Origin of the sequence: Natranaerovirga pectinivora, assembly GCF_004342165.1 — a bacterium.
GTDB lineage: Bacteria > Bacillota > Clostridia > Lachnospirales > DSM-24629 > Natranaerovirga > Natranaerovirga pectinivora.
Window position 1 is genome coordinate 314,903 of sequence record NZ_SMAL01000003.1, and the last position, 18,074, is coordinate 332,976.

The following is an 18,074-nucleotide window of genomic DNA, read 5'->3' on the forward strand; positions in this document are numbered from 1 at the left end:
AGTGTCTGACCGAAGGGAGTTCTTAAGGCTTAGGAATATTTCATCGAATCACTTACTCTATCTCTACATTCTTTTTCTTACGCTTCTTAGCCCTAACCCCACCAACAAACTTACTCATCTTAGGGTTTAACCTTCTAGAAGCAACCCATAATAAAACACCTGATATAACCAACTCAATAATCACATTAGCAATCCAAACATCTCTAGGATTAATTGTCGTATTAAAAAATATATCTAACGGACTCCCTCTACCAACAAATCCTAATTGATCCATAATCAATCCCACAAAACCCATTAACGGATTTGCATAAAGAATGTATAAGGGAATTGGCGTACTTGAAGGCACAGTAAAGTTAACCCCTCTTGATTGAATATATATATATATACCTGCATAAACAATGGTACCCAACACCAACATAAGTCCTATGGCATAAGTGATTACATTAGAAACAGTAGTTCTTTTAAAAGCTGTTGAAACAAAAATCCCTACACTACCAACAAAAATAACCGTCACTAAGTAATACCCTAACAAACCAAATAGCTGTGGTATACTTATACCTCCAAAAATAAACATTAAAGCAAGAACAGGTGTACTAGCCACTACTAAAAGAGTAATAGTACTTATAGAAGAAAGTAGTTTACCAATTAAAATAGAGCTAGATCTTAAAGGTGTTGACATTAAAATCTCTAAAGTTTGACGCTCTCTTTCTCCTGAAATAGCTCCTGCTGTTAATGCAGGGGCAACAAATAATATCAAACCAAATTGTAAACTTGCTAAAACTACATATAACATTGTAAATTCTTGAAGATTAGATGAATAAGCTAAGTTTTCTAAAATCTGGTAAAAGATAAACAACCCAATGGCTGCTATAACACCTGTATAAACAAGTATCATCATTGCAAACTTCCAACTTCTGGTTGTAAGCTTAAGCTCTTTTCTAAATACTGGGTTAATCATTTATTTCGCCCCCTTTTCTACTTCATTATCTGTTATTTGAATAAATAGAGTTTCTAAATTACCTGCTTCTTGCCCAAAAGATAAAACAGGAATTTCATTTTTTATTAGCTTCTGAAGCATTTCAACTGTATCATCTTCTCCACCATTAAAGTTGGCAGTAATTAAAGAATCTGAAACTTTTATATGATCAATATTAGGTTGCTCTTTTAAAAACTTCACTGCCTTTTCTGTATCTCTTAAAACTTTGATTTTTAAAGGAGTCATATGATTCATATTGTACATAATCTCATCCACTGTTCCAGAAACCATAAGTCTTCCTTTATCAATAATACCAACCTTGCTACAAACCTCTGCTAATTCTGGCAAAATATGAGAACTAACAATAATGGTTTTCCCTAATTCTTTTAAGTTTTTAAGAATTTCCTTCATTTCGTATCTTGCTCTAGGGTCCATACCTGAAGCAGGCTCATCTAATATTAATAATTCAGGATTGTGAACCAAACACCTTGCCAAGCACAGTCTTTGCTTCATACCCCTTGAAAGACTATCTACATAGGTATTGGCTTTATCTGAAAGATTAACCAACTCTAATAAATCAAGACAAATTTGTCTTGCATCAGAACCTACTATCTTGTAGATAGATGCATAGAACTCTAGGTATTCAATGGCTTTTAAATTATCATAAACACCAAAAAAGTCTGGCATATAACCTATTTTTTCTTTAAGGGCTTTGGTATCTCTCATCGCATTCACACCATCAACATACACTTCTCCTGAATCAGCTTTTAATAAACCTGATACAATTCTCATTGTAGTTGTTTTTCCTGCACCATTAGGACCTACGAAACCAAATATTTCCCCTCTTTTTATTTCTAAATTCAGATTATCTAAAGCTAAAAACTTACCATAGCTTTTATATAAATTTTTAATGGTTAACATTAGTTCAACCTCCCCTGCACGCCTATTAATGGTACGGATGTCGCATAATGTGTAGGACCTTGACCTTGATTTTGAGGTTGAACTAACTTTATTTGAAGTTGATTCAACTCATTAATGACTTCATCTAACCTATCACCCTCAATTGTTTCGTTAATATAATCAAAGAGCTCATATCCTTCACTAAAATAATTATAAATATATACGTCTCCCCCGAAGGAACCAAAACGACTGGTTAGAATATTGTTTTCAAATTTTATTTTTTCTAATTCTAAATTCTCGTAAAAATGATAGGATAATTCAATTTCATCTCCAAAGAAAATGTTGTTCATATGATCATAATCATGTTTATCAATGCCATTATAAATTGGTGTAGGCATAAAATATCCCAATGGGAAATTAATCTCTCCACCTTCATTTATAGCTAATTCGATAGGGATTATAACCATATTCAAATTATTCTCGTATTGCTTTTTGTTATTGATTCGAATATTACTCTCTTCTGTAACATTATAGAACCCCATTAAATAGATCTTATTATCACCACTTCGTTCTATAGTTTCTAAAAACTGCTCCATAAAATTACTTCTTTGTCTCACTTTTATTTGTTCACTTACATTTACATTGCTTCGATTCCATCTATTTGGATAAACCATATTCATAACATCATAATAATTAAAAACACTATTCAACTTACTTGTGATGGTTTTTTCCCCTTCTTCTATATTTCCTATTAGACTAAACATTCTATTTCCATAAATAAAAACGTCTTCTAATGTATGCCCTAAATTATTGGTTAATGTCCCACTAATACCATTCAAATCAAAGGAAAGATTAGAGTGAATACCGCCTTCTAATTCAAAAGTATCTACCATTGATAAAAAGTTAGGGTTAAAAGCCTGGGTATTTTTAATCTCTATATTTGTAATATCTCTATCAACTGTTATTACTGAGTGTACTATCTTATTTGTATTATTACTATAATAATTGTGATGATTGGCTAATAAAGCTGGTGATTTGTCATTAGGCACTTCAATTAATAAATTTCGTGCTCTAGGGGATATGATCCCAACATAACTTTCTATATTTATAACATCATCTGAATTATTTAGCATTATTATATTTCCTCTATTTATAATGGGTTGAGTAAACCTGGTTGATCCCCCAAAAGAAAATATAATTCCTGTAAAAATAATTGCAATTGCAGGAACGCCTATCCACAAAAATTCTCTTTTATCCAATTTCTTAGCAATAAAGTAAATGAGTGGCCCAACGATAAGTAAATAAATCATAATGATTATAACAATGGTACTCATTTTAGGTAAATTCACATCAGGAAACATAGATAGATAACTACTTAATCGCCACCCATCAAGTCTTCTATTGTCGACTTGAGCATTATATAAATACTCATTAGATATCGTATTGTTAAACAATAATGCAGCAAAATCTACATTATTATGGTAACTTACAAGGGGTTCTAACCCCAGATCAAATAGTGTTAAAAGAATGACACCATTGCCTCTTTGAATTTTTCTAACTAAGCCATCTGCAAAAACATCTTCACCTTCATTCATTATAATGTCTTGTATGTGAAGATTTATAGGCATAAGAGCTTCGTGATTAAAATTTGTTTCTATTGTATTAGCACTTCTAATGTCACCCGATAAAAAATCGTCTTCAAAAATGGACAATGTTTTATTGTATGTAGGCCCTGTACCTATAATTAAATGTCCACCGTTTTTAACCCATTGTTTTATTGCATCATATTGCTCATTACTTATATTCGAAGTATTATAATTATTTATAATGATAACATCTAAAGCCCCTAGTCCTAATACATCTTCAGGCAAGTGGACTCTACTTAAGTCCACAAATGTCCTCGGACTATATATATGTGAAAGTATACTATTTTCTTGTAAATACATAAGACTACTATAATCATCACTTAAGACACCAATTAATAAGGAATTTGTTAAGACTCTTCTGCCATCAATATTAAAGCTATTGTCTTTTATTAATTTGCCATTGGTATTCTTTACATTGACTTTAATTGAACCTATATTGTTTTGTACAGGTATAGAAAGTGATACTTCTTTTTCTGTATTCTGTGGAAAACTAATATTTTTTTTATAAACTGTAACTTCATTATTATTTCTTGGTACCTCTACTTCTACAACGCCTTCAAAATCCGGCCCATTGTTTTTGATATTAACCGTTACAGGCATATGCTTACCAATTTTTATATTTTTTTCAAAACCATAGGTTACATCAATTGCAATATTACCTTCTTCATTTGCAGCAATCATTGGCAACTGCAATATTGTAAATATAAAAATCAGTAGACATATCGTTGATATCTGTTTAATTTTTTTCATACTGCCCCTCTTTTCATTTTTTATTCTTTTTACCTCTTGACTCATATTATAACTTATAAATCTTAAGAATTGATTAAGAAAAACATAAAAATTACAAATATTGTATATTGTACTACAAAGTTTTTTTAAAATATATTCTTTTGAGATAAAAATGTAATATATGGTAACAAGATAACATTATGCTCTCATTAAAAAACGAAATCATCAATATCAGTTTTGATGCCTGATTCAATATGTACTGTTATTCTATTGGGAAGACACACTATAATTTGGTAAGATTTATCAATCCATCCTGTATTAGAACATATTGCATTAGGACATATTTCCTTATTCATTTCTAACATTCTAATTGATCCATTACTTACCTCTACCAATCCCAAATGATTACGAAAAGGAAATTCATAAATCCCATCTATTTTTAAATCAATTTCTTTATTGATTACCCCATTTACAATTATAATTGCTAAATCTCCTTCTGTTGAATTTAATTCAAAAAACAAATAAAAAACTATAATACTTAACAAAAGAATTATTATAAACATCTTATCTCCTTTTTTCACATTTATTCTCCTAACATAATATTGACGTTTTTTTTCACTGCTTTGTTCCATATAAAAAGAAAAAACCAATCAATTTGATTAGCTTTTCCCCTTAAACTTTATATATTTTAACTCAAAGTTCTTTTCTATCAACAGAACTTAATATATTCATCTCTAATCTATACTTTGTAACTGTCCTTCTTGATATTTGAACACCTTTTTTTACTAATAAATCTTTTATCTTTTCATCACTAAGTGGCTTTCTTTTGTTTTCATTTTTAATGATGTCTTCAATCATTTTCATTATTTCTTTGTTGGAAATCTCAACATCTTGAAATGGTAAGCCTTGTGAAAAAAAATCTTTAATTTCAAATAGGCCTTTTGGTGTCTCTATATATTTATTATTAACTACTCTACTTATTGTTGAATTAGATAACCCCAAAGCTTTAGAAACTTGTGATTGAGATAGAGGTTTTAATGTATCGCCATATTTTATAAAATCCTCTTGATAACGCATAATATAATTTGCTACATTATAGATATTTTTTCTTCTTTCTTCAATATTTCTCATAAGCCATCTGGCTTTATCTATATTGTTTATTATATATTCTTTAGCCTGTTCATCCTGATTCTCATCATTCATTATTTGAAGATAATACTCAGGTATATACAGATTAGGTATTGTTTCATCTATCCACTCTAATGTTAATACCCCATCTTTTTCTATCACTTTTAGCTCTGGTTGTATATGAACTGTGTCTTTATTTTCTTTTTTAAAAGGAATACGTGGGGAAAGGCTGCTGAGTAATTCTAAATACCCTTTTAGTTGCTCTCTAGAAATATTTAGTATTTCACATATTGTTTTCCATTGTTTCTTGCCTAGTAATTGGATATGCTCCTCCACTAGATTAGTTAGAACATCGTCCTTATAACCAAGATTTTTTAGTTGAATACTTAAATATTCACCAAGGTGCCTGCTCCCAATACCAATAGGTTCTAGGCTTTGTATGTTTTTTAATATCCGTTCAACATCTTTGGTATTAATTTTGAATGCCTTACTGATTGCTTCAACAGACTTTTCTAAATAGCCTTGATCATTTATATTCTCAATAATATCTAGACCTACTTTGTAAACTAGGTTTTTATTGCTCTTTTTTGATATTTTCTTTGCTCTTTCCTTCCATTGGAGAAGAAGGTCCTCATATGAAGTTAGGAGATTTTTATTTTTATCATCTATTATTTCATAATCATAACTTTTAATGTTATTGTCTTTCCAATCAAGTATAGGGTTCTCTAACATTTGTTCTTTAATGTATAAAATTAGTTCTTCATTATTCATTTCAAGGATGGATATGGCTTGAATCATTTTTTGAGACAGATGTTGATTTTGTTCCATATTTTGATTCAATTGCATATCTAATTTCATTTTTTCACCCTTATATGTCTAAACTCTTTTCTACTAGTTCATATGGATTAAGCATAACAAAAAATTAAATAATATTCAATAATTGTATCCTTAGATTATATGTTTTTTAAATTCCATTTTAATTCTCTTGTTTTAACACCATCAACTTCATTAATGGCTAATACTATTTCTTTATTCTCCGGTGTTATTATGTCTTTATTATTCATTACTTTAGGTAATTTTATTATTAAAGACATATGATGAAGCGCTCCTTCAACACTTAAATTAAATTCATCATTTGTTTTATACGCATCATCTACCCTAATTGTAATTAATTCACTATAATTATACTGACCTAAATCAACAGTATGTGTATCCAAAGAAACTTCAAAAACCCAAAAATCTTCGATATGTTCTTTTAAATTTAGGAAGTTAGCTGTAACCATTACCGCACCTTCTTGATTCATCCGTGTTGTTTCATCTATCACATCACCGTAGTAATCGAATTCATCTTTATTTTCAATATAACTAACTTGTTCCTCTTTGTTGACAGGTTCATTTTTATTCTCTAGTTCTTCTTGTACTATTAAAGTTTCTTTATTCGTTACATCATCATTGCTCTTATTAACTGGAAAAAATGTAGCGATAATTACTACGATTATTAAAAAAATAATACTAAAGGCACCTTTACTCATTAAATAGACCTCCTACTATACTACTTCTTAAAAATTCAGTTGAACCACATAATAGAGTGCTATAGAGATTAACATCAAAAATACAACTTTTAAAGCCACAAAAAGTGTATTTGACCCGGAATGAATATGCTGCGTACTAACACTTTTGTATTTCATTATTTTTATCCAAATAATACCAGCTAAAATAATAAATATGCTTAGTACATGTGAAACACTTAGAAACCCAAATACCGTTGGATTTTCTCTAAATAATTCTACAAAACTTCTTATAAATCCAAAACCAATTAAATAATAACCAAATAACTGACCTTGGTATTTTATTTTATCTCTTTTGATCCATAGAACCATAAACAATAAATAGTTTAATACAAACTCATATACTTGTGCAGGGTGGTAAATCTCTCCATTGATGGGTATGCCCCAAAACCTGGGAACAGTCATAACCTTGCCATATACATCACATCCAACTCTTCCAATTGCCTGACCTAGTATTAAAGCAGGGGTCACGATATCTGCAACCTCAAAAACTTTTAAATTATTTTTCTTAATGAATATCAGTACTGCTATGGTTCCTCCTATAATACTACCATGGATGGCCAAGCCACCATTATACACTTTAAGTATTTCAATGGGGTTTGTAATATAAAAGTTAAAATTATAAAATAATATATAGCCTAACCTACCGCCAATAAGACCTCCAACGATTCCCCCAAAAAATAAGTCTGAAATTTTTTCTGCATCTATACCCTTTCTCTTAGCTTCATACCTAATTAAAAAGTATCCCACAGTTATTCCAATTGCGATCATTATCCCAAAAAAAGGTATGTGTAAATTACCTATCGTAAATAAAGTTTTCATTATTGTCCTCCTAAAATGTCATATAAAAGATTAATTACCCTCTGCCAATAGTTTAGGCATCATTAGTAGAATTAAAGCGTATATGATGATTCCTGAAATCATTGTCATATTAATGCCTAGATACATCGAAATAACTACTGCAATAACAGATCCTAACACGGAAGTTATGCCATTAATGCCATACATTAACGGGATAATCTGATTCCTTTTTGATTCATTAAGAACCCGTATTGAGTGAGGTAACACCATCCCCATAAAGTAACCACTAAAAAATATAATAGTGACTGAAATGAATGTTTTATAATAAATGTTCAGTCCTAAAAATAAATGCATATTATTAAAAAAGATAAGGGTAAAAAACAAACTAAAAACCACACCAATAATTGAATAATGTCTATTCTTTTTATCTATAAATATTTTGAATGCACTACAATAACTTCCTATCCCTGCACTTACTAATAGTGAAGAAAGGGTTATTACAAAAGCCCTTGTGGGATGTTCTAAAAACAAAGTTAATTTTTGAATAAATCCAATTTCAATGATCATAAATCCTAATCCTAACATACCAAATAGTATCGATGGATTAGTTGCCCTATTTGCAATTACAACATTTTTAAAAATCATAAGCAAAGCGATTACTATGATTAAAATCATATAAATAAAATTTGGAGTTATGCCTTTACTAAAATTATAGAAAAAAGGTTGATTGTCTGTTGCTGGTGCTATATTTGAAGGATACGTTTTTATAATTGAATCAATATCAACTAAACCTTGTGATAAATCCCCATACATACTTTCTTCATAGATACCTGGCAAATGAATCATTCCATATCCATGCTTTGAGATAAATTGTTCCGCTATTGCTATTTCCTCTTGAGTGTATTTACTATTCTTAATCATTGCCATAGGATAGGATACTGTTACACCATTTCCATGGTTAGCAACTTCTGTTGCAACAATAAAGTGATCACCAATGTCCTCAACAGGTATTCCTTTTTCTTGTAGCACTCTATAAACTGTATTTGAAACTTTTATCAGTTCATTTTCACTATGTGTTACAAAAACCAATTGCCCATCTTCTTTTAAATGTTCTATATAAGTTGCAATTGCTTCTTCAGTATATATATAACTTTCAGCCATAGATAACCCTATAGACTCTGTTGTATTCGTCATAACTAATGATAAAAATACTACATCATATTTTTTGCCACTCTTTTGAATGACACTTCTACCATCGCCTTCAATAAAATTAACTTGTGGCAGATTATATAAATTACCGTTATAATCGCTCATATCCTTTACTGCTTCAATTGCTGATGGATTAATTTCAATGGCATCAATATTAAATGCGCCTCCTAATACTGCTTGTAAAACATCCTTTCCCCCTCCTGCGCCTATAATAGCGACATCTTCATTTTCTCTAATAATATAAGGGAGAAAATCTACCTCATCCGTAATACCAATTATTTCTTCAGGTTGGCCATCCCATCTAACCATTCCCGCATTTGCCCCACCATTGATTGTAACAATGCGCCAAGAGTCGTCTGTATCATTTAGCCTAATCACATCAGTTCTTGCAAACCCATCCCAGTTGGTGTAAATAATTTCTGGATTGCCACCTCTACTTCTAACCCTTTGTAATGACGTTGTAGGGCTAGTCATATAACCAATAAAATTATTTTCTATAAACGCTGTAATATTAGAAAACATACTTACACTTAATAACATAATCGTGCCTAAAGAAATGTAGTTAATCTTCTTATCTACAGACCAAATCAATAAGATGATTGTATTGATTATAAAAATAATCAAAGAAGTTCTAACAAACTTAAACTGGTTTAAAAATAGAATGCTTAATATGGCTGCTAGCCCCCCTCCAACCATATCCGCAAAATAAATTTTTCTAATATGTTGGCTATACCGAGTAAATATAAAAGCCATCAGTTTACCTAAAAAGATAAAGGGGATAATGCTTAAAACAATGTAAACAATATGGGATATATAGGGCATAAAGTATATTAAACCAAATACCATAAACTTAGATATAACCAACCCTAAAATATTATTACTAATTTTTCTATCATCATTATCAATGGTCTGATCGTTGTATTCTATTACACTTCCTAACCCTAAACCTAATACTGCCATTGATACTACTAAAAAAACATAATGATAGGATAATATTGTTGAAAATAATCTACTGAGTATAATTTCAAACATTAGCATTGTCATAGAAATCAACGCCACACTAATAAATAATCTCCATCTCTTATATGAACTTTCAAACACCAATGATCCCCCTAACAGTCTTCATTATGCTTTTTTGATTTTTTCATCATAACACCCATTAAACCAATGTGTAGCAATGGACATAATAAAAAAATACCCATACTTAAAATTGCACTAAATCTTCCATCAGGAATATTTAAAAGGGGCAATACCAAAAGCAAGGTAATAGGTATGGCACAGCAAAGTACCATTATAAGCATATGCTTTATACCCATCTTATTTTGTTCTTCGTTATTACTCGTATTATCTTTATTGTTTTTGTTACAACAATTCATTCTTTTCCTCCTTAAGATGTAAATTAATTAATCTGTATCCTATTTTTTTATATTTTTTTTATCGTTTTTTATGTTACAACAATCTAACTTTTCTCCTGATGGTAAGTTTTCATTATTCGTTTGTGCAATCTTATCAATTAATTTTTTTAACCATTTCATAAAAAACACCTCCCTTTATTTATATATAGTGCAAAAAACGTGCCAACTTTTATAAAAAAAAATAAAAACACTCCGGCGTGTTTTTATTTTAATTCGTATTTATTCATTCTGTAAATCAAAGTTTGTCTTGTGATACCTAGTAATTTCGCAGCTTCCGTTTGATTGCCTTTTGCTTTTTCTACTGCCTGCAAAATTAAATTCTTTTCCACTTCTTCTAAGTCAATACCTTCCTCTGGTAATTCAAATCTCTTGTTCTCTTGTTGAAAACCTATAATTTCTCTTGGCAATACTTCTGGCGTTATTGTTTCTCCTAAGCTTAAAATCACTGCCCTTTCAATGATATTCTCTAATTCCCTTATATTGCCAGGCCAAGCGTATCTCTTTAATAATTCAATAGCTATATCAGACATTTTATAAACATCTCTATTAAACTTTACAGCGTATTTTTGAATAAAAAAGTTGATTAGTTCAGGTATATCTTCCTTTCTTTCTCTTAAAGGGGGCAATTCAACAGATACCACATTTAACCTATAATATAAATCTTCTCTAAAAGTCCCCTTCTTTATCATTTCTATTAGATTTCTATTGGTTGCTGTTACGACTCTCACATCAATTTTTATTGTTGATTTTCCACCAACCCGCTCTATTTCTTTTTCCTGCAACGCTCTTAAAAGCTTTACCTGCATTGGTAAACTTAGTTCACCAATTTCATCTAAGAATAATGTGCCACCCTCTGCTCTTTCAAAACGCCCAATGTTTTTATTAATGGCACCTGTAAATGCACCTTTTTCATGTCCAAATAATTCACTTTCTAACAATGCTTCTGGTAAGGCGCCACAATTAACAGTAATGTATGGTTTTTCCTTTCTATCACTTATCTGATGTAAAGATCTTGCTATCAATTCCTTTCCTGTACCACTTTCTCCTTGAATTAAAACCGTTGCTGTTGTATTTGCAACACGCTGTACCATATGCAACACATTAATTATCTTACTACTATTGCCTACTATTTTATGATCTTCATATGTTATCCTATCTTGACTTTTATTCATTTCACTTTCAAATACTTTTCTAATTCGCCCTTTAAGTTCTTCAATTTCAAAAGGCTTTGTTATATAATCTAAAGCACCTAATTTCATAGCCTCTAATGCAGATTCAACATCTCCATAAGCGGTAATCATTATAATGGCCACATTTTTATTATCTTCTTGTAGTTTTTTTAAGACTTCTAACCCATTTAATTTTGGCATTCTAATGTCTAATAGCACTAGATCAGGTGTGTATTTATTAAACTGTTGAATGGCTTCTTCTCCATTTTCAGCTTCGTACAATTCATATGTTTCACTTTCGAAAGCTTTTTTTAAAGCCCACCGCATATTTTTTTCATCATCAACAATGAGTATTCTTCTGTTCATTCTTTTTACTCCTTTGCTCTAGGAAAAGTTACTGTAACTTTTGTTCCCCTATTTATAGCACTAATAAAATTTATTGTGCCTTTATGATCCTCTACAATCCTATAGGTAATGGCTAGTCCCAATCCTACTCCCGTTTCTTTCGTTGTGTAAAAGGGATTGAATATTTTCTCTATATTTTCTTCTTCTATACCTTTGCCTGTATCTTCAAACTCAATATAAACAAACTTTTCTTTACTTGTAAGTTCAATACCGATAACCCCTTTGTTTTGTATCGCATCTACGCCATTAAATATTATATTTATAAAAGCTTGCTTAATTTTTTCTTCATCGCCCATAATAAAAGCTGGGCTATTATTGCCTTGTTTGAATTGAATTTCTACACCTTTTTGCGCCCCATACTTTTCCGTTAATATGACCACATTATTGATCAATTTATTAATATCTATCTTTTCTTTTTCTAACTTTGAACTACGTGAGAAATTAAGCAGTTCATTTATCACCTTATTAGATCTGGCCACTTCCTCTTTTATGATTTCTAACCCTTCTTTTTGATCTTGTTTTAAATGGTTATCCTCCATTAAAGTTTGTGAAATGGTATTGATTATTGCCAATGGGTTTCTTATTTCATGGGCTACTCCCGATGCCAATTGACCTATTGCCGATAATTTATCTGCTCTTTGAATTTCTTCTTCTAGGCGTGAATTTTCCAATGTTGTGTCGTATATCTTTTGAACCAAGAGCCCTGTAATACCACCTATTGTATAAAACATAATGAGCTCAAAAACATCTGCTATTAAATCAGCACCTGTGTGACCTGAGAAGATAAATACATATGGCATATACAAAAGGGAAATCACAATTGGTAATATCATACCACCTAATAATTTAAAATAAAATGCCCCCACTATAATAGGAATATAGTATAGCCTTCTATATAATTCATGAAGCTTAAACTCATTATTAGAAGTAAAGTAATGTAATGCTGTTATTATTATTAATAAACTCGATATAAAAAGTACTTGTTTCTTTTTATCTGATGTCATTATATCATTCCTTAAATTTTGTTCTTTTTTATAACTATATTATAACATTTTTTATATAAGATAAGTTAGGAATAGGAAGTTTTTATGCTATACTATATATGAATAAATAAACAAATACTACTATAGGAGGCTACATAAATGCGCATATCATTTGATATAATGTACCAAGAATTCTTAAGAATATTACTCAAAAAAGGTTTTTCTAAAGATAGAGCTGAACTTTGTGCCAAATTATTTGCTGAAACCAGTCTTGATGGCGTCTATTCTCATGGCTTGAATCGTTTTCCTAGGTTTGTATCTCTCATTGATAAAGGCATTGTTGATGTAAATGCCGAACCAATCAAATTAGATACCATTGGCTTTATAGAACGATGGGATGGTAACTTAGGACCAGGGAATCTAAATGCCTATGCTTCTATGGAACGTGCCATTGAGTTAGCAAAAGAAAATGGTATGGGATGTGTTACTCTAAAAAATAATAATCATTGGATGCGTGGAGGAAGTTATGGTTGGTTGGCAGCTGAATCTGGTTGTATTGGCATCTGTTGGACAAATACACTGCCAAATATGCCACCTTGGGGGTCTTCTAATGCTAAAATAGGGAATAACCCCTTAATCTTAGCTGTTCCAAGACCTAATGGAGAACATGTTGTCCTAGACATAGCAATGTCTCAATTCTCATACGGACAATTAAGCAATTATGAATTAAACGGTAACATGCTACCTGTAGATGGTGGCTTTGATACTAAAGGAAAGTTATCAAAAGATCCAAAGGAAATTCAGGAAACAAAAAGACCACTTCCTATAGGCTATTGGAAAGGTTCAGGCCTTTCACTAATGTTAGACCTTATTGCAATGACTTTATCTGGCGGTCGATCTACTTTGGCAATTGGTGAATTAGAAGCAGAATATAGTGTCTCTCAACTTTTTATGGCTTTTGATATCTCAAAATTACCTGAACAACATTTAATGTATCAAAGTATAGAAAACACTATACAAGATTTGCAAAATGCAGAACCTGCCGAAGACGGTACATCCGTTAGATATCCAGGGGAAGGTACGCTTAAGACTAGAAAAGCTAATTTAAAGAATGGAATTCCTGTTGAAGCAAGTATATGGGAAGAAGTATTAAATATGTAGATTATAAGGTTGTCAGAATTTATTCTGCCAACCTTTTTTTAATGTAACAAGGACACTTTTTTAGAAATTGTTTGACTTTTCCAATTTTAAATGCTATATTGTAGTAAAATTAATTGGCATTATTAAATATCATTTATTATTAAAAGATAAGTAACAATGAAAGGATAAGCTAATGTTTACTTTATGGACCTTAATATCATTAATCATATCCGTAATTGGCACTTATGTTTTTTACCCTAATTATAGCGGGAATGCGTTCCCCTTTTTTATGGACATAGCTGTTGTTCTTATCTTCATACCAAGTACTCTTATCTTGAATAGTTTGATTCACCAATTCATATATTTTGTTATAAAAAAAACTACAATCAAATATATATGTCACCTTTTATTCGTTCTTTATGGATTCTACCTATTTAATCAATGGTTCTCTAATCCTCCTTTACAATTAAAACTACTTATCTATCTTTCTTTAATAATCATAAGTTATATTCATTTTATTATTTCACTGTCTTTAAAACATGTTTCTAAAAGAGCTATTGAGAAGTTATTACCTGACTTTGATGATTAAGTTCATCTATAAAAAGGAGAAAAAAGAAATGAATAAGGCTTTTGATATTGTTACATTTATTGGCTTATTGATGTTCATATTGTCTATAAAAATATATCATTTGGTAGTTACTAGTGATATACCCATTAATATTACCTTTTATGAAACCATTGTCCTGTCTTTTTTAATCACTGTGTTTTTTATTGCTTATCTTTTATACATTTCGAAAACACAATACTTATTAGCTAATGTGTCTTTTATGTGGCCAATCATACTTTTATGGTTTATCTCAGTTATTCTTGGATTTACTAATCATTATCACAAGTATGATACCTTTATTAGCGTTTATGGATTTTTAGCAATTTTAATCCCTTATGTCTATCTCATACACAGAACGCTACAGTGTAGAATAAAAAAACTATAGGACATCTATAAATTAGAAAAAGAACCTCAACACTCTAAAAGCATTGAAGTTCTATATTTTTATTGTAAAATAAATATTAAGCTATTGAAAAAAGCATATTTTTAAGTTCTTTTTTTGGATTCCCATATTAGAATATTTCTATATGATGGTATCCTTTATAATCATACCTTATTTCATAACCTAATATTTCACTCAAAAATCTTAACGGTATATAAGTTCTACCATCTTTAAGTATTGGAGTAGCATCCATTATTCTTTTACTAATATTAGCCTCTCCACTTTTACTAAATGTGGTAAATTCCAAAATATTACTATTTATTTGAAAATAAATTAAACTACCAACTTCATTATTTATGATTATTTTTTGCGTATCCCCTTCCCAATCAACGTCTAAACCTAAAGCTTCTACTATTACTCTTAAAGGGACTAAAGTTCTCCCATCTTCAATAAATGGAATTCCTAAGAAAGAGTCTGTTTTTAAATGTTTATTATTTATAAGGATTTTAATATCATTTTCATTATAGGTTTCAGATACCTCTTCATCAAATATCATTCTCTCAATAATCTCATCTGCAGTTGAAAGTGAATTTCGCCCCCTAGAACCATCAAGACCATACCCAATTAAATATCTTTCATCAAAAAAATCTACCGCCCCAATTAAAGGTTCCATAGAATTAATGCTTTTAACTTCTTTATTGCTTTGTAAATCTTTAAATTTTACAATGGATTTATCATTTTCTGTTACAGTTGTAAAAACTTTTCCATTCACAACAAAAATAGCCTTTTCACTAGACAATAATGGAATTTCATTATCTTCTATAGAATATAATTTTAAATTAGATACTTTCTGATAATAAAGATTACCCAAATCAACTTGTATGTTAAAAACATCTTCATTAACAACATTTTCAATTCTTATAACTCTACTCCTTTGTAAATCTATTGTTGCTTTTTTTAGTTTTCCGTAGAAATAAGTAGGATTTGCACTATCTATAAGTATATCAGACTTATTTCCTTCTATATAGTAAATATTATTTCCTATAACTCTAAAGTCAACAGCATTTTGTACAATAACCTTAGTTATAAACCTATTTAAACCTTTATCAAAAAAAATAACTTTTATATCTGTAACTTTTTCATTTTCTTTTGTACCTGAGTAAATATAGATTTCATCAGATACCTTTTCTATACGAGTATGATTATAATCTAAACTAAAAGCACTCGTTTTTTTAAAATCTTTATTTACTATAACAATGTCATGCTTACCATAATTACGCTCACTTAAGCTTCTAGCTAAAATTCCATAAAAGTTACCACCTATCTCTAAATATGATACCCCTTGCATAGAATAATCTGAAGAAATTACTTCTTTGGTTTTTTTATTATATAAGCTTAAAGTACCTCTATGAAAATATATAAAATCATCATCTTCCCCTAAATAGCTAGTTTTAATGTTCCAATATAGTTCCGAATCTTCAATTTCAAGATTATATAACCCCTCCATAATCTCTTGTTTTTGTGATTCTGTGAATTTCATAGCAAAAATAGATGATGAAATCAAAATGCTTAATAATAAAATTGATATTGTCTTTGCTAATATTTCTTTCATACAATTATTTTTCTCCTTTTTTTGTTTTTTTATAATGTTAGTATATTTATTTTATTTAAAATATTATAAGAAAATAATATCATAAAAAATATAAAATCAATATAATTTAAATTTTTTTTAAATTCCCACCCTAAAAGTAGTTGTTTCATTAGCAGTTTCTCAACAGAGAGTTCATACAAAGAACTTACTTTTAACCGAAAAAAACACCGACCAAAAGTCAGGTTATTCATCACTCTCTTTTGTAGCAAGATGCAAAATATCCTCTTAAATATTTTTATAACTTATGTATTAATTTTTTCTACTTAGAATATTTTACCATTATTGCTTACTTTCATCAACAACAACAGGCCAAATAGCATTAATACAACCAATCAATTATGGAAAGGAGTATAATAATTAAATCACTATAACTAATCTGGTTTTCTTGTTCCTGTCCAAACACCCAGATTTTCTGCTTCCTCTGCATCATCAAAACCTAATCTTCGAGCATTAAAATCAGCTGTAGCCAGTTGCTCTTCTCTTTGTTGTAATTTTTTCTTTCTTTCAGCACTAGGATCGAAGAATGTATAATTTTTACTTAATTGTGTCTTAAACATAACATCTAAAATTATTACTCCTAATTTAAATATAAGATACATAAAAATAGAGATGCTATATATTACTTGAAATACTGTTAATGTTACTATGTATATAGGCTTTTTTGCTTGTAAATTTAAAATCACTAAGATTACAACAGGGATAATAGCCATTATTATATGCGTCATATCACTATCCGTTATATAAGTCCCGAAAATAGGTGCTATGAAAATGCAACAACTTATAAATTTAAAAAATATTTATTATCTAATATTTATTAAAATCACTTAGTCTACTCTAGAATTGATATATTACTTTTACAATTGCTTTTTTTAGTGTTAGTCAACGAAAATTACTTGAGGCCCCATTGGTGAAGATCTGAAAATAACCACAGTTTCTCCAAACAAGTATCTTTTATCTGCTTCTGGATTTCTTCTTGTTTGAATTAAGTTATCTACAAATTCCCATATAGCCTCACCATCTGATGGTTTCACACTATAATATTTCATTGCTTCCATAGCAACATTTGTCGGAACTACAACCATTTGAAAAGTTTGACCTGGTTTTGCCCAGTCACGAATGGTTATCATTGGATTATTATTTTCATCTCTTCCAAGAATCAATTTCGAAGATGGATCATCCATAATAAGTCCTGACATTTGAACTCTACCACTACTGGAAATCATAAATCCAGTTCCTTTAAGTGCCTCATTAAACTTACTTATATCTACTTGTAATGTTGAATTAGGATTTCTTGTTCCTAATATAGAGTTATTAGAAGAACCAACTATATCACTTCTGATTCCATTGTTTTGACGAGTATATTCT

General features: G+C 29.9%; 17 protein-coding genes. 2 read left to right on the forward strand and 15 right to left on the reverse strand.

Features of this window, described 5'->3' with window-relative positions; all coding sequences use genetic code 11:
• Positions 1–52: 52 nt before the first annotated feature.
• From EDC18_RS06140 to EDC18_RS06190, 12 genes are all read right to left on the reverse strand, one after another.
• Positions 53–958, reverse strand: a complete 906-nt coding sequence (locus EDC18_RS06140; RefSeq protein WP_132251356.1) for an ABC transporter permease — start codon at positions 956–958, stop codon at positions 53–55.
• On the reverse strand, positions 959–1,897 hold the full coding sequence (locus tag EDC18_RS06145; protein ID WP_132251358.1) for an ABC transporter ATP-binding protein: 939 nt from the start codon (positions 1,895–1,897) through the stop codon (positions 959–961). It abuts the gene before it with no gap.
• The gene (locus tag EDC18_RS06150; protein WP_132251360.1) at positions 1,897–4,272 is read right to left on the reverse strand and encodes a DUF8726 domain-containing protein; all 2,376 of its coding nucleotides are present in this window, start codon (positions 4,270–4,272) and stop codon (positions 1,897–1,899) included. The genes EDC18_RS06145 and EDC18_RS06150 overlap by 1 nt, the downstream gene beginning before the upstream one ends.
• A gap of 188 nt (positions 4,273–4,460) precedes the next feature.
• Complete coding sequence (locus tag EDC18_RS06155) at positions 4,461–4,832, reverse strand: NusG domain II-containing protein (protein ID WP_165878495.1); 372 nt, start codon at positions 4,830–4,832, stop codon at positions 4,461–4,463.
• A gap of 112 nt (positions 4,833–4,944) precedes the next feature.
• Positions 4,945–6,237, reverse strand: a complete 1,293-nt coding sequence (gene rpoN / locus EDC18_RS06160; RefSeq protein WP_132251364.1) for an RNA polymerase factor sigma-54 — start codon at positions 6,235–6,237, stop codon at positions 4,945–4,947.
• 95 nt (positions 6,238–6,332) lie between these two features.
• Complete coding sequence (locus tag EDC18_RS06165; protein WP_132251366.1) at positions 6,333–6,911, reverse strand: hypothetical protein; 579 nt, start codon at positions 6,909–6,911, stop codon at positions 6,333–6,335.
• Between the two features lie 27 nt (positions 6,912–6,938).
• Positions 6,939–7,769: a prolipoprotein diacylglyceryl transferase gene (gene lgt, locus EDC18_RS06170; protein WP_132251368.1), complete on the reverse strand. Its 831-nt coding sequence runs from the start codon at positions 7,767–7,769 to the stop codon at positions 6,939–6,941.
• Positions 7,770–7,799: 30 nt separating this feature from the next.
• Positions 7,800–10,058 carry a spermine/spermidine synthase domain-containing protein gene (locus EDC18_RS06175; RefSeq protein ID WP_132251370.1) on the reverse strand — a complete coding sequence of 753 codons (2,259 nt, stop codon included), beginning with the start codon at positions 10,056–10,058 and terminating at the stop codon, positions 7,800–7,802.
• 11 nt (positions 10,059–10,069) lie between these two features.
• Positions 10,070–10,333 (reverse strand): hypothetical protein, encoded by a 264-nt coding sequence (locus tag EDC18_RS06180; RefSeq protein ID WP_132251372.1) that lies wholly within the window; start codon positions 10,331–10,333, stop codon positions 10,070–10,072.
• Positions 10,334–10,372: 39 nt separating this feature from the next.
• A complete protein-coding gene (locus EDC18_RS14850; RefSeq protein ID WP_279230908.1) occupies positions 10,373–10,492 on the reverse strand; it encodes an LDCC motif putative metal-binding protein in 120 nt (39 codons plus the stop codon).
• An 83-nt stretch (positions 10,493–10,575) separates the two neighbouring features.
• A complete protein-coding gene (locus EDC18_RS06185; RefSeq protein WP_132251374.1) occupies positions 10,576–11,907 on the reverse strand; it encodes a sigma-54-dependent transcriptional regulator in 1,332 nt (443 codons plus the stop codon).
• A gap of 5 nt (positions 11,908–11,912) precedes the next feature.
• On the reverse strand, positions 11,913–12,950 hold the full coding sequence (locus EDC18_RS06190) for an ATP-binding protein (RefSeq protein WP_132251376.1): 1,038 nt from the start codon (positions 12,948–12,950) through the stop codon (positions 11,913–11,915).
• Between the two features lie 138 nt (positions 12,951–13,088).
• Between EDC18_RS06190 and yiaK the strand changes: the two genes are divergently transcribed.
• Positions 13,089–14,090 carry a 3-dehydro-L-gulonate 2-dehydrogenase gene (gene yiaK, locus EDC18_RS06195; protein ID WP_132251378.1) on the forward strand — a complete coding sequence of 334 codons (1,002 nt, stop codon included), beginning with the start codon at positions 13,089–13,091 and terminating at the stop codon, positions 14,088–14,090.
• 596 nt (positions 14,091–14,686) lie between these two features.
• On the forward strand, positions 14,687–15,061 hold the full coding sequence (locus EDC18_RS06200; RefSeq protein WP_132251380.1) for a hypothetical protein: 375 nt from the start codon (positions 14,687–14,689) through the stop codon (positions 15,059–15,061).
• 127 nt (positions 15,062–15,188) lie between these two features.
• On the opposite strand, the gene EDC18_RS06205 is transcribed toward EDC18_RS06200, so the two are convergent.
• From EDC18_RS06205 to EDC18_RS06215, 3 genes are all read right to left on the reverse strand, one after another.
• Positions 15,189–16,670 (reverse strand): copper amine oxidase N-terminal domain-containing protein, encoded by a 1,482-nt coding sequence (locus tag EDC18_RS06205; protein WP_132251382.1) that lies wholly within the window; start codon positions 16,668–16,670, stop codon positions 15,189–15,191.
• A 410-nt stretch (positions 16,671–17,080) separates the two neighbouring features.
• Complete coding sequence (locus tag EDC18_RS06210; protein WP_132251384.1) at positions 17,081–17,434, reverse strand: hypothetical protein; 354 nt, start codon at positions 17,432–17,434, stop codon at positions 17,081–17,083.
• 150 nt (positions 17,435–17,584) lie between these two features.
• The coding region (locus EDC18_RS06215; RefSeq protein WP_165878496.1) for a hypothetical protein at positions 17,585–18,074 on the reverse strand (490 nt) is incomplete at its 5' end.